This window comes from Streptomyces aurantiaciflavus (assembly GCF_049808595.1).
Taxonomy (GTDB): Bacteria; Actinomycetota; Actinomycetes; order Streptomycetales; family Streptomycetaceae; genus Streptomyces.
Genome location: NZ_JBNCAQ010000004.1, coordinates 176952 through 189537 on the forward strand (window position 1 = coordinate 176952; position 12586 = coordinate 189537).

Here is a 12586-nt window from a genome sequence, read left to right on the forward strand (position 1 = left end):
AAGCGCGTGACGAACGGGGGCGGTATGGGGGTCGCGAATGCGACGATCCGGGCGGTGAACGGGCTTACCGCGCGGTGGGCGGGGATCGTCGAGGGCGACTCCGTCTTCTCGGCCGCCGGGGTGTGGCCGCTGCTGGCGCTCCTCGCGGACGGCGGGGCGGGACCGGCGCGCGAGGAACTGGCCGAGGCGCTGGGACTGCCGGCGGATCAGGCCGGCGACGCCGCACGGCAGTTGCTCACCGCCATGGCGGGCATACGGGGCCTCGACACGGCCCTCGGCGTATGGACCAAACGCACGCTGGAGCTGCGGGAGGAGTGGACGGCGGGGCTGCCCATGGACACGCACGGCGTCCTCACCGGGGACCTGGCAGCCGACCACGGGACGCTGGACGCCTGGGCGGCGAAGCGGACGGGCGGGCTGGTCGAGCGGATGCCCGTCGGGCTGACGGACCATACGGAGGTGGTGCTGGCGAGCGCGCTGGCGCTGCGGACACGCTGGCTGCGGCCCTTCGACGAGGTCCCGCTGGAGAGCCGGCACTGGAACGACCGTGAGCGGCTCGGCCTGCGGCGTACGTCCGCCCTGCTGGACCGGATCGGCGTGGCGGACACCCCGGACGGCCATGTCACCGAGCTGAAGGTCCTCGGCGACACCGGCGTCGACGTCCATCTGCTGCTCGGCGAGGAGCACATGGCGCCGGGTCAGGTCCTGGAGGCGGGCGTGGGCATCCTGGCCCGCCGGTACCCGGTCCTGCCCGGCCCCCGACTCCCCTACGGGGACGTGGGCCCGGGCCTGAGCGTCGTCAAGAAGCGCTCCACGACACCCGATCCGCCCCTGCTCGACGTGACGACGGCGGCGTACGACATCACCGGGCACCACGATCTCGCGATGCGGTCCGAGCTGTTCGGGCTCAGGACCGCCCTGGACCCCGCTCGCGGCCACTTTCCCGGCGTCAGCGCCCAGCCGCTCGCCATCGGGTCGGCCCGGCAGTCCGCGCTGGCGAGGTTCGGCGCGCTGGGCTTCGAGGCGGCCGCGGTGACGCCGATCGCCGCGGCGCCGGGCAGCGGCCCGCCCCCGCTCCGCTGGATGACCACCGTCATCGAGGCCCGCTTCGACCGTCCCTTCGCCTTCCTCGCCCTGCACCGCCACTCGCGTCTGGTGCTGGCCGCGGGGTGGGTGGCGGATCCGGAGCCGTTCCGGGAGGAGGACTAGGACCGGCCGACGACACGGCGGTCGTCGGCTGAGCCTCAGTCCTCGAAGCCGGTGGCCCGCGCCCGCTTCTCCCAGGCCGCGATGTCGGCCCGTACGGCGTCCAGGTGGCCGAGGACGGCCGTGACCGCGTCGTCGCCGAGAGCCAGGCGCAGCGGGGTCTCCTCCGCGTCGAGCGCGGCGCGGATCAGGGCCGCCGCCTTCGCCGGGTCGCCGGGCTGGCTGCCGTCGCCGCCGGAGACGAAGCCTCGGGTCTCGCTGACCTTGGCGTACACCCCGCTGTCGGCGCTGGCCCCGGCCCGGGCGGCCTCGAACAGGCTGGTCCGGAAGGCTCCCGGTTCCACGATCAGCACCTTGATCCCGAACTCCCGCACCTCGTCGGCGAGCCCCTCGCTCAGGCCCTCCAGCGCGAACTTGGTCCCGCTGTACGCGGAGAAGCCCGCGAACGACATCTGCCCGCCCATGCTGCTCATCTGCACGATCGCGCCCGAGCGCCGCTCCCGCATGTGCGGCAGGACGGCCCGGGTGAGCGCGGCGGGTCCGAAGACATGCAGGTCGAACAGCTCCCGCAGTTCCGCCTCCGTGGTCTCCTCGAAGGCGCCGACGTGCGTCCGGCCCGCGTTGTTGACCAGCACGTCGATCCGCCCGTGCCGTGCCACCACGTCCCGTACGGCGGCCTCCGCGGCGGCCGTGTCGGTGACGTCCAGGGACAGCGCCTCCATCTGGTCGGGGTGGGCGGCCACCAGGTCCGCCAGCGCCCCGGTCCGCCGGGCCGCGCCGACCACCACGTCGCCGTCGGCCAGCGCCGCCTCGGCGATCGCCCGCCCGAAACCGCTGCTGGCGCCCGTCACCAGCCACACCTTGTTCATGACCACTCCCAGTCCGTCGGTCCTCTGTGCACGAGCTTGCTGCGGGTGTCGGTTGCCCGTCCAAGACCCAGGGTGATAACCGATGGCCATGACCACCGACGTCCATCTCCGGGACCTGCGCTACTTCGCCGCCGTGGCCGAGGAACTGCACTTCACGCGCGCCGCCGAGCGCCTGTACGTGTCACAGCCCGCGCTGAGCAAGCAGATCCGGGCGCTGGAGCGGCAGTTGGGCGTGGAGCTGTTCCGCCGCGACCGGCACGGCGTGGCGCTCACGTCGGCGGGTTCGGCGCTGCTGCCACACGCTCGACGGGTGCTGGACGCCTGGGCGGAGGGCGCGGCGGCGGTGGAACAGCTGCGGGCGGCGGAACGCGGCACGCTGGTCGTCGGCATGAGCACCCGCCCCGGCCGCGGCGGCCTCCTGCCCGCGATCCGCTCCCGCTTCACGGCCGGCCACCCGCACACCGTCGTCCGGCTGCGCCAGGTGAACTGGGAGGACCCGACCGCCGGCCTCGCCGGCGAAGACACGGACGTGGCCTTCGTCTGGCTGCCGCTGCCCGACCAGGAGCGCTACGGCTGGACGCTGGTCGCCGAGGAGCCCGTCCATGTCGCCCTCCCCGAGACCCACCCCCTGGCCGCCCGCGCCGAGATCGACTTCACCGACCTCCTGGACGAGCCGTTCCTGGCGCTTCCCGAGAGCTCGGGCCCGTTACGCGACCACTGGCTGGCCCTGGATGCCCGGGGCGGCCGTCCACCCGTGATCGGCGCCGAGATCGCCGGCACCGAGGAGACGTACGAGGCCCTGGTCGCCGGCCTCGGCATCTGCCTGGTGGCCACGGGCAACGTCCCGCTCCTGACCCTCGGCGGCGTCCTCACCCGCCCGGTTCGCGGCGTCGCCCCCAGCCGCTACGTCCTGGCCTGGCGCCGCGAGGACGGGCAGCGGCCGCTGGTGCGGGCGTACGCGCGGGCCTGCCGCCTGGCCGTGGCGGCCGGAGCAGCGCCGCCCGTGACGTAGCCGGGGGCGGTCAGGCCCGGCTGTCGCTGGTGGTGCCGCTGGGGTCCGCCGCCCAGGACGCCAGCAGGCGCAGGCTGTCGTGGGACGGTGTGCCGGGTTCGGCGGTCCAGACGATGATCTGCAGGTCGGGGTCGGCGGCCCAGGTGACGGCGTTCCAGTCGAGACGCAGGTCCCCGACGACGGGGTGGCGCAGGTGCTTGGTCCCGGTGTCCCTGACGGCGACGTCGTGGGCGGCCCACCACCGGCGGAACCGGTCGTCCCGGACCGAGTGCGCCCACCAGCGCGGCCAGCCGCGCGTCACCGGGATTCTTCGCGTTGTGCATCCGCATCTGCGCGACGGCCAGCCGGGTGACGCCCTCCCAGTCCGCGTACAGCTCGCGCATCGCCGGGTCGGTGATGAGCAGCCTGATGTAGTAGCGCTGTTTCTCGGGGATCTTCCCGAAGTCGGTGATCAGGGCGGCGCCTATGGCGTTCCAGGCGACGATCTCGGTACGCGGCCCGATCACGAACGCGGGAGTGTGCGCCATGTCGTCGAGCATGCGCTGCAACTGCGGCTGGACCTTGGGGCGCGGCCTGCGACGAACCGGGCGGTAGTCACTCCTGGCCGCGAGCTCGTACAGGTAGGAGCGCTGTAGGTGGGGGCGCCGAAGACGATCGCGTCGGCGGCGTCCAGCCGCACCCACTGCTCGTCGGTGATCGTGTCCACGGCGATGGACACCACGGAGGCACCCGCTCGAGTCGCACCACGCACCACGGCCTCGGCCATGACGGCGGTGTGGCCGTATCCGGAATGGAACGCGACGGCGACAGTGGGGCGGGGGGTGGAGGACATGGGGTGTTGCTCCTCGGAAAAAAGGCTGGGAAAGTGGTGCTCCTGAAGCATTGCACGGGATTCCGGTGCCGAAGGTAGGAAAGATCTGTACCTGGCTGAGTGACACCCGGAGCGGCACACTGCTCTTCACAGGTCGCCATTAACGTCTCTTCGCAGGCCTCATTGAGGTCTCTTCGCAGGCCTCATTCAGACTGGGAATCCCACGGCGATTCCAGGTATTCCTGCACTGACCTCCGGACCCGGCGCGGCGCCACCCGGAACGGCCGCGGACGCACAGGAGCGCTGGCCGGCAGGGTAGGACAGTTTTATCCCTGGATACGTCTCGCCCGGGATGGAACTCTCCTCTGTACTGGCCCCGCGCACGGTGACAGAGTCGAAGTGCTTTTCCCACGGCCTCGGCATTTCCCGTCGCGGGCTTCCGTACTGCGCAGCCGCATGCGGAGGAGATGAGAAAGACGTAACCCTCCTGAACACATCACCCGGCGCCTTGAACCCCCGGCAAAGCAGCACCGTACGAAGAGAAACGCAATGGAACTCCTGAAGCAGTCGCCGACCGGCAAGGGCCCGGCGCGGTTCTCCGGTGACGTCCGGCACGGCGCCGGGCCCGACCAGTTCATGATCCATCTCGCTCTGTGGGAGAGCCCCGGCCCGGACGGCGGCCCGGAGAACACCTGGCTCGAACACGTCACCGACGCCGAGTACGACGGCCCGCGCGTCAGCACCCGCACATCCCGCTGACGCCGGCGCGTCGGCCTTCCCCCCACCGAAAGACCAGATCAGGAGAGAAGCCATGCGAGCAACCATGATTCACGCCCCCGGTGACATCCGGGTGGAGGACGTTCCCGAGCCCGAGATCGTCAAGCCGACCGACGCGATCATCCGGACCGTCGTCACCTGTGTGTGCGGTTCGGACCTGTGGGCCTACCGCGGCACGGACCCCGTCAACCAGCCGCAGCCGATGGGCCATGAGTACGTCGGCGTCGTCGAGGAGGTCGGCAGCGAGGTCACCTCGGTCACGCCGGGCCAGTTCGTCATCGGCTCCTTCGCCACCTCCGACAACACGTGCCCGAACTGTCTGGCGGGCTATCAGTCCAACTGCGTGCACCGCGAGTTCATGAGCACCTGCCAGGCCGAGTACGTCCGCATCCCGAACGCCCAGGGCACGCTCGTCGCCACCGACGAGCACCCGGCCGACACGTTCCTGCCCAGCCTGCTGACGCTCTCCGACGTCATGGGCACCGGCTGGTACGCCGCCCGGGCCGCCGAGGTCAAGCCCGGCTCCACCGCCGTGGTCGTCGGTGACGGCGCGGTCGGCCTGTGCGGCGTCATCGCCGCCCGGGAACTCGGCGCCGAGCGGATCATCGCGATGAGCCGGCACGAGAACCGTCAGCGACTCGCCCTGGAGTTCGGCGCCACCGACATCGTCACCGAGCGCGGCGAGGAAGGCATCGCCCGCGTCAAGGAGCTGACGAACGGCGTCGGCGCCGACTCCGTGCTGGAGTGCGTCGGCACCGGGGAGTCCATGCGGCAGGCGCTGCACTCCACCCGTCCCGGCGGCAACGTCGGCTTCGTCGGCGTCCCGCACGACGTCGCGATCGACGGGCAGGAGCTGTTCTTCTCCCACGTCGGCCTGCGCGGCGGCCCGGCTCCCGTGCGCGGCTACCTGCCCGACCTGATCGACCGGGTCCTGACCGGCCGGATCGACCCGGGCAAGGTCTTCGACCTCACCCTGCCCCTGGAGCAGGTCGCCGAGGGCTACAAGGCCATGGACGAACGCCGCGCCATCAAGACGCTGCTGAAGCCCTGACCCCACCCAGCCCCCTCGTGGGCGTGAGCCGGCCCCCCGTCCGCGCACACGCCCACGAGGGTCCATCGCGCCGCTGCACGGCCGTAGCGGCATCCGCCTTCCGTGTACCGCCAGCCGTGACGGAGCAACCGATGCCGACCCGGACGAGCGACGAACCGAACCGGGTCGGGAACGCAGACGAACTGTCGACGGACGGGAGCCCGTGTGCGCGACTGTGCGGATGATCCCCCGACTCACTCACTCGGCTCGATGCCGTTCCCGCCCGTCACGCCCAGGCGTGCCTGTTCCTCCTCGACGATCCGGCGTGCCAGCTCGGTGTCCGACACGTCGACCGCGTCCGGGGTGGCTTCGGCCACGGCGCTGCGGCGGGCGTAGGCATCGAACAGGCGGGTCTTCTCCTCCAGCATCCGCACCATGCGTTCGTCCACCCCTCCGGTGGCCAGGAGGCGGTGCACGCGGACCGGTCTGACCTGCCCCATGCGGTGGGCGCGGGCCACTGCCTGGTGTTCGATGGTGGGCTTGATCTGGGGTTCGCAGATGACGACGACGGAGGCGGCCTGCATATTGAGGCCGACGCCCGCCGCCTGAATCTGCGCCAGCAGCACTGCGGGGCCCGGGACACCGGCGAAGTCGTCGACGATCTGCTGCCGCCGCCCGGCAGGGACGCTGCCGGCGAGCGGACCGAACACCAAAGTGCCGTCGGCGGGTCTCGCGGCGAGTGCTTCCTCGACCACGCGCAACACGTCTTTGAAGTTGGAGAAGATCACCGTCTTCCGCCCGTTCTCACCGGCCTCCTGGACGATCTCCCGGAGCCGGCCCAGCTTGGCCGACTTCTCGGGGCGCATGTAGGCGGCCCTGCGCATCGCCATGAAGTTGCCGGCGCGCACGGCTTCGCGGTACTCGTCCTCGTCCGACGCGCTCAACTCCTCCCACTCGTCGGTCTGCTGGAGGCTCGGGAGTTCCGTCAGCACGTCCTTCTGGTTGCGCCGCAGATAGACCGGTGCGACGGCCTTGCGGAAGGCGACCGATCCAGCCAGCGCGTCCCGCTCGCCCAGGGATTCCGCGACGTCGCGATCGAGCATTGCGACCAGGCTGCGGAACTCCACGACCCTGTTCTCCATCGGGGTTCCGGTCATGAAGAGGGCGCGCTCGCAGCGCTCCGCCCACTGGGCGACCGCCTGGGACCGCTTGGCCTTCGGATTCTTCACGGAGTGCGCTTCGTCGACCACGAGCAGGCCGACCTCGCCTCCGCCCGGTGCGGGCAATCCGCGCAGGGCGTCGAACGTGGTCACCGCGACCCCGCCCCGCCCCTTCCAGTCGGCGAACGCGTAGTGCCGGTCAGGGCCGTGGAGCACCATGACGCGCAGAGCGCTGCGGGCTTCGATCTCCCGTGTCCAGTTGACGAGGACGCTCGCCGGACACACGACCATGAAGTGGCTCTGCCCCTCGGCAGCCAGGTGTGCCAGCACGGCGATCGCCTGGATGGTCTTCCCGAGACCCATCTCGTCACCGAGGATCACCTTGCGCTGGGCGAGGACGAAACGCGCGCCGAACGCCTGGTAGCCACGCAGGGAGACCCGCCGGTGCGCGTCGTCGAGGTGTTGGCTCCGTACGCGTTCGGCGATCTCGTCCGGCAGGAAGCCCTCGGCGGCGGCCGCGTCGGGCGACCGTCCGGAGATCTCCGCGAGCAGGCTGTAGTACTCGGCGGAGCGGAGTTCGAAGTCCACCCAGGCGGCGATGTCGGACGACGGCCCGCGGAGCAGGTCCACCGAGGCCTGGGCGAACAGCTCAGGCAGGAGCGCCCGCTCCGCCTCGTCCACCAGCGAGCGGAGCTCGGTCACCGCCGCCAGCGCGCGAGCCTTCTTCTCCCGGCCCGCGAGGAGCATCCGCAAGCGCCCGGCAGCGGGCCGGGCGTCGGCCAGCAGCGGATCCAGTCGCTCCAGCACCGCGCCGGCCCGGTCGACGGCGCGCCGGGCGTCTGGGCCCGCCTCCGCCAGGACGTGCAAGGCCACGACGAGCGCGGTGGTGCTCAGTTCCGGCCGATCCACGTCGATGTGGACGGCCACGGTTTCACGCACGGCCTCGGAGAGCCTGCGGGCCGCGGCGAGCATCTGGTCGACAGTGCGCTGTCCGACACCGGGGATCTGCCGCAACCGATAGGAGCCTGCCTCGAGCACACTGCCCACCGTGCGCAGTCCGCTGTGCTCGACGCTCCCCAGCCGCAGCCGGCCTTCCGTGACGTCCTGCAGCCGGGCGACGGGAATGGCGTCGAGTTCCCGCTTCACCGCCGCGTCGTGGATCGGTGTCAGTGCCGCCCGTACCGCCTCGACCGCCCTGCCGTGGTCAGCGACCGCGTTCCGCGCCGCCTCGTACAGTCGCGTTCCCCTCGCGACCACGTCCCGCTCTCCACGCCCCACGGGTCCCCACCCCTCACTCGCCGTCCCCGCATCCTCCCACCGCTCGGACGGGCCCCGACGGACCTTGGCGGCGCCCAGCGGACGATCGGACGGCAAGCGGACGGCGCCGAGGCCGTACGTGCCGACGTCTGCCCCGGCGTGGGGCATGGGGCGCGGGTCGTCGCGACCCGTGCTCCGGAGAAGGGCGGCCGCCCGCGGCACGAACTCCGGAGCCAGCGCGGATATTCGCTTGCGCACCCTGGTCACTCGGGTCAACGTCGCCTGGCACCCGACGAAGGCAGAGAAGATGACCACGCAGATCCAGCATGTCGACCACGAACTCGTCCAGGCCGCGGCCGAAGTCGCCCGCACACGCTGCCGGGGCGACAACCACACCATGGCGGCCGCAGCCCGTGCCCGGGACGGCCGGATCGTCACCGCGGTGAACGCCTATCACTTCACCGGAGGCCCCTGCGCCGAGCTGGTCCTCATCGGCGCGGCAGCCGCCCAGGGCGCCTACGAGCTGGACACCGTCGTCGCCGTGGGCGACCGCGACCGCGGGGTCGTTCCCCCCTGCGGCCGGTGCCGTCAGGTCCTTCTCGACTACTTCCCCGGCCTGAAGGTCATCGTCGGCGCAGACGACCGCGTCCGAACCGTCCTCATCACCGACTTGCTGCCCGAGAGCTACGTCTGGGCCGACCACCAACTCGAGACCGAGTGAACCGCCCGTTCAGCACGGCCTGACACGGCCGGCCGACAACGGGGCGAACGTCGCACCGTTCCAGCGCGGCTGGAACGGTCGGCCCCTCCTGATCTGCCTGTTACCTGATCGGCGGCGTGTCGCACCCGCTACACATTGAAGCGGAACCTGCAGCACGGCGCTCCCACCTGCGAAAACTCGGTTCTGGACGTGGCCATCCAGCACCCATCCAGCACGGTGCGAGTTCATCCAGTGCATCCAGCATCAAAGGAGTGGTGTACACATGGCACACTCGGTACACTTGGGCGCATGACGCAGCCGCTGCCCATAGAGTCCATCCGCGACGTGCGTGCACACCTGGCGGAAGTCGTGGAGCGTGCGGACCGCGACGACGTGCCCACGGTCATTACGCGCCGGGGGAAGGAAGTCGCCGCCGTCGTCTCCATCGAGGTGTTGCGCAGGTACCAGGAGTGGGAAGAGCGCGAGATCAACCGAATCATCGACGAGCGCATGGCCAGCCCGGCACCCGGCATCCCGATCGAGGAGATCATGAGGGAGACGCTGGCGCGCGGTGAGTGAGTACCGAACCGTCTTCCGACCCGAGGCGCAGGCCGAGCTTCGGAAGATCCCTCGCGACATGGCACTGCGCATCCTCGCCAAGCTGACCGAGCTGGAGAGCGACCCCCTCGGCTTCAACACCACCGCGCTCGTGTCGCAGCCGGAACGCCGTCGACTGCGAGTCGGCGACTACCGGGTCGTCTACACGATCGACAACGGAGAGCTCGTGGTCTGGGTCGTAACGTCGGGCATCGCTCCACCGTTTACGGCACCTGACTCAAGCTGATCCAACGTCAGAATATCCAGCACCCATCCAGCACCGTGATGACGAAGGGGTCGACGCCCGAAGGAGTCGACCCCTTTCGACCTGCACGATTGACGGATCACCTAGCGTGCAGTAATAGGCCTATTACACGTTGAAGCGGAACTCCACGACGTCCCCGTCCTGCATCACATAGTCCTTGCCCTCCATGCGCGCCTTCCCCTTCGCGCGGGCCTCCGCCACCGAGCCGGTCTCCACCAGGTCGGTGAAGGAGATGACCTCCGCCTTGATGAAGCCCTTCTGGAAGTCGGTGTGGATGACGCCGGCGGCCTCGGGGGCGGTGGCGCCCCTCTTGATGGTCCAGGCGCGGGACTCCTTGGGGCCGGCCGTGAGGTAGGTCTGGAGGCCGAGGGTGTTGAAGCCGACGCGGGCGAGGGTGGCGAGGCCGGGCTCCTCGGCGCCGACCGACTCCAGCAGTTCCATCGCGTCCTCCTCGTCGAGCTCGGCGAGGTCCGCCTCCAGCTTGGCGTTGAGGAAGATCGCCTCGGCGGGGGCGACCAGGGCGCGCTGCTCGTCCTTGAAGGCGTCGTCGACCAGTTCGTCCTCGTCGACGTTGAAGACGTAGAGGAAGGGCTTCGTCGTCAGAAGGTGCAGGTCGTGGAGGGGTTCCGCGCGCTCGCTGCCCTGGACGACGCCGTGTGCGAAGAGCGTGTCGCCCTTCTCCAGGATCTCCTTCGCCTCCTCGACGGCCTTGACCTTGGGGGCGATGTCCTTCTTGATCCGCGACTCCTTCTGCAGGCGCGGCAGGACCTTCTCGATGGTCTGGAGGTCGGCGAGGATCAGCTCGGTGTTGATCGTCTCGATGTCGTCCTTGGGCGAGACCTTGCCGTCGACATGAACGACGTTCTCGTCCTTGAAGGCGCGGATGACCTGGCAGATCGCGTCGGACTCGCGGATGTTCGCCAGGAACTTGTTGCCCAGGCCCTCGCCCTCGCTCGCGCCGCGCACGATGCCCGCGATGTCGACGAAGTCGACGGTCGCCGGGAGGATCCGCTGCGAGTTGAAGATCTCCGCCAGCTTGGTGAGGCGGGCGTCGGGGACGCCGACCACGCCCACGTTGGGCTCGATCGTGGCGAACGGGTAGTTGGCCGCCAGCACGTCGTTCTTGGTCAGGGCGTTGAACAGGGTCGACTTGCCGACATTCGGCAGACCGACGATTCCGATCGTGAGCGACACGTTGCGACTTCCCGTAGTGAGAGGGCCAGGGGGCCAGAGGGCTGGCCGATCCACCAGTTTACGGCGTGCCCGCACCCGCCCCGGCGGACAGCTCGAACGCGCGGCCCAGGTCTCGGCCCCGGCGTGTCCCGCCCCCGATTCGGCACATAAACCGACCTAAGTTGGACCGATGGAGCAACACAGGACGCGCCCCTCGCAGAACGGAACGCGACGCGGCACCCACCTTCCGCCCCAGGGCCGGGGCAGGGACGGGAGCGGGGGCGCCGGCCGGACCGGCTCGGTGCGGGCCGCCGGGCGGGCGGACACGCCATGGGCCGCTGCCGGTCCTGCGGACCCGCCGAGGCGGGGGCCCGGCTCCGGTACGCCTCCGAGGGCCCGCCGCCCCTCGACGCTCCCCCGGCCCGCCCGCGCCCCCGGGGCTCCCGCCCCGCCCCCGCCGGCCGCCGTACGGCGGCTGCCGAACCCCCGGCTCACCGGGCTCGGCGGCGGTCTGTTCAGCGTGGCGCTGATGCTGGCGTTCGGCTGGCTGGACCAGCTGCTGTTCGGCGCCTCGCCGACCGTGTACAGCGTGCTGTTCCTGCCGGTGTGCCTGCTGACCGCGCTGTGGGTGCGCCGGGCCGAACTGTTCTCCGCGCCCGTCGTCGTACCGATCGCCTTCGCCGTGGGGCTCGTGCCCGTCGCCCACAGCGGCGACGGGCTCGGATCCCGCCTGATGGGCCTGTTCACCGCCCTGGCCACCCAGGCCGGCTGGCTGTACGGGGGGACGCTCCTGGCGGCGGCGGCGGCGCTGGTGCGCCGGGTGAGGGTGGCGCTCAGGGCGCGTCGCCGCCGCGGCCGGGCAGGCGCCCGGCGCTGACCCCTCGGCCCATGGGCCGAGGTTTTCGGGCCTTTCGGCGAAAGGCCCTGGTCCCCGCGACGCCGGGACGATCCGAACGACAGGGCCTAACTGCCCTTCGCCGCCCGCATCGCCGCCCCCACGATCCCCGCGTTGTTCTGCAGCTGGGCCGGGACGATCTCCGCCTTGATGCCCTGGATGTGGGGCAGGAACTTCTCCGCCTTGCGGCTGACGCCGCCGCCGATGACGAACAGCTCGGGCGAGAAGAGCATCTCGACATGGGCGAGGTACTTCTGGACGCGGCGGGCCCAGTGCTCCCATGTGAGGTCGGCGTCCTCCTTGGCCTTGCTGGAGGCGCGCTTCTCCGCGTCATGGCCGTTCAGCTCGAGGTGGCCCAGCTCGGTGTTGGGGACGAGGACGCCGTCGACGAAGAGGGCGCTGCCGATGCCCGTGCCGAACGTCAGCAGGATGACCGTGCCGCTGCGGTCGCGGCCCGCGCCGAAGGCGACCTCGGCGACGCCCGCCGCGTCCGCGTCGTTGACCACCGTCACCGGCAGGCCGCCCAGCCGCTCGCTGAACAGGGCCCGCGCGTCCGTGTCGATCCAGCTCTTGTCCACGTTGGCGGCCGTGCGGATCGTGGAGCCGCCGGTGACCACGCCCGGGAAGGTGAGCCCCACCGGTCCCGTCCACCCGAAGTGGTCGACGACCTGCTTGACGCCGTCGGCCACGCCGTCCGGCGTCGCCGGGTGTGGGGTGAGCACCTTGTGTCGCTCCTGGGCCAGGTCGCCCCTGTCCAGGTCCACAGGGGCGCCCTTGATCCCGGATCCACCGATGTCCACGCCGAAGATCTGCATGGCTCTACGTTACGACGAT

At 70.9% G+C, this 12586-nt stretch carries 12 protein-coding genes and 3 pseudogenes; 8 read left to right on the forward strand and 7 right to left on the reverse strand.

The genetic code is table 11. The features are described from left to right. Positions 1–24 precede the first annotated feature (24 nt). The gene (locus ACPT94_RS05765) at positions 25–1209 is read left to right on the forward strand and encodes a serpin family protein (RefSeq protein ID WP_425245327.1); all 1185 of its coding nucleotides are present in this window, start codon (positions 25–27) and stop codon (positions 1207–1209) included. Positions 1210–1244: 35 nt separating this feature from the next. Here the strand turns inward: ACPT94_RS05765 and ACPT94_RS05770 are convergent, their stop codons facing one another. Continuing rightward, positions 1245–2075: an oxidoreductase gene (locus tag ACPT94_RS05770; RefSeq protein WP_360336247.1), complete on the reverse strand. Its 831-nt coding sequence runs from the start codon at positions 2073–2075 to the stop codon at positions 1245–1247. An 88-nt stretch (positions 2076–2163) separates the two neighbouring features. On the opposite strand from ACPT94_RS05770, the gene ACPT94_RS05775 reads away from it, so the two are divergent. Continuing rightward, positions 2164–3087, forward strand: a complete 924-nt coding sequence (locus ACPT94_RS05775) for a LysR family transcriptional regulator (protein ID WP_360336292.1) — start codon at positions 2164–2166, stop codon at positions 3085–3087. A 10-nt stretch (positions 3088–3097) separates the two neighbouring features. On the opposite strand, the gene ACPT94_RS05780 is transcribed toward ACPT94_RS05775, so the two are convergent. From ACPT94_RS05780 to ACPT94_RS05790, 3 genes and pseudogenes are all read right to left on the reverse strand, one after another. Beyond that, positions 3098–3388, reverse strand: a complete 291-nt coding sequence (locus tag ACPT94_RS05780) for an MmyB family transcriptional regulator (RefSeq protein WP_425245265.1) — start codon at positions 3386–3388, stop codon at positions 3098–3100. Between the two features lie 25 nt (positions 3389–3413). Next, a pseudogene (locus ACPT94_RS05785) lies at positions 3414–3626 on the reverse strand (MmyB family transcriptional regulator); the annotation flags it as partial. 92 nt (positions 3627–3718) lie between these two features. Then, positions 3719–3919 (reverse strand): annotated as a pseudogene (locus ACPT94_RS05790) (flavodoxin domain-containing protein); the annotation flags it as partial. A gap of 528 nt (positions 3920–4447) precedes the next feature. On the opposite strand from ACPT94_RS05790, the gene ACPT94_RS05795 reads away from it, so the two are divergent. Together ACPT94_RS05795 and ACPT94_RS05800 are read left to right on the forward strand one after the other, a co-directional pair. Next, the gene (locus ACPT94_RS05795; protein WP_360336249.1) at positions 4448–4657 is read left to right on the forward strand and encodes a cupin domain-containing protein; all 210 of its coding nucleotides are present in this window, start codon (positions 4448–4450) and stop codon (positions 4655–4657) included. Positions 4658–4709: 52 nt separating this feature from the next. Further along, on the forward strand, positions 4710–5726 hold the full coding sequence (locus ACPT94_RS05800; protein ID WP_360336251.1) for a zinc-dependent alcohol dehydrogenase family protein: 1017 nt from the start codon (positions 4710–4712) through the stop codon (positions 5724–5726). Between the two features lie 233 nt (positions 5727–5959). On the opposite strand, the gene ACPT94_RS05805 is transcribed toward ACPT94_RS05800, so the two are convergent. Then, positions 5960–8143 (reverse strand): DEAD/DEAH box helicase, encoded by a 2184-nt coding sequence (locus tag ACPT94_RS05805; protein ID WP_425245266.1) that lies wholly within the window; start codon positions 8141–8143, stop codon positions 5960–5962. Positions 8144–8429: 286 nt separating this feature from the next. Between ACPT94_RS05805 and ACPT94_RS05810 the strand changes: the two genes are divergently transcribed. The 3 genes and pseudogenes from ACPT94_RS05810 to ACPT94_RS05820 all read left to right on the forward strand — a co-directional run bounded on the left by ACPT94_RS05810 (position 8430) and on the right by ACPT94_RS05820 (position 9656). Beyond that, complete coding sequence (locus ACPT94_RS05810) at positions 8430–8843, forward strand: cytidine/deoxycytidylate deaminase family protein (RefSeq protein ID WP_360336254.1); 414 nt, start codon at positions 8430–8432, stop codon at positions 8841–8843. A gap of 288 nt (positions 8844–9131) precedes the next feature. Further along, a complete protein-coding gene (locus ACPT94_RS05815) occupies positions 9132–9401 on the forward strand; it encodes a type II toxin-antitoxin system Phd/YefM family antitoxin (protein WP_360336256.1) in 270 nt (89 codons plus the stop codon). Further along, positions 9394–9656 (forward strand): annotated as a pseudogene (locus ACPT94_RS05820) (type II toxin-antitoxin system RelE family toxin). The gene ACPT94_RS05815 and the pseudogene ACPT94_RS05820 overlap by 8 nt, the downstream one beginning before the upstream one ends. A gap of 133 nt (positions 9657–9789) precedes the next feature. Here ACPT94_RS05820 and ychF read toward each other — a convergent pair. Then, positions 9790–10878, reverse strand: a complete 1089-nt coding sequence (ychF, locus tag ACPT94_RS05825) for a redox-regulated ATPase YchF (protein WP_360336260.1) — start codon at positions 10876–10878, stop codon at positions 9790–9792. Between the two features lie 169 nt (positions 10879–11047). Here ychF and ACPT94_RS05830 point away from each other — a divergent pair, with 169 nt between their 5' ends. After that, on the forward strand, positions 11048–11734 hold the full coding sequence (locus ACPT94_RS05830; protein ID WP_360336262.1) for a DUF6542 domain-containing protein: 687 nt from the start codon (positions 11048–11050) through the stop codon (positions 11732–11734). Between the two features lie 86 nt (positions 11735–11820). Here ACPT94_RS05830 and ppgK read toward each other — a convergent pair whose 3' ends face one another. Next, positions 11821–12567, reverse strand: a complete 747-nt coding sequence (gene ppgK / locus ACPT94_RS05835; protein ID WP_360336264.1) for a polyphosphate--glucose phosphotransferase — start codon at positions 12565–12567, stop codon at positions 11821–11823. Positions 12568–12586 lie beyond the last annotated feature (19 nt).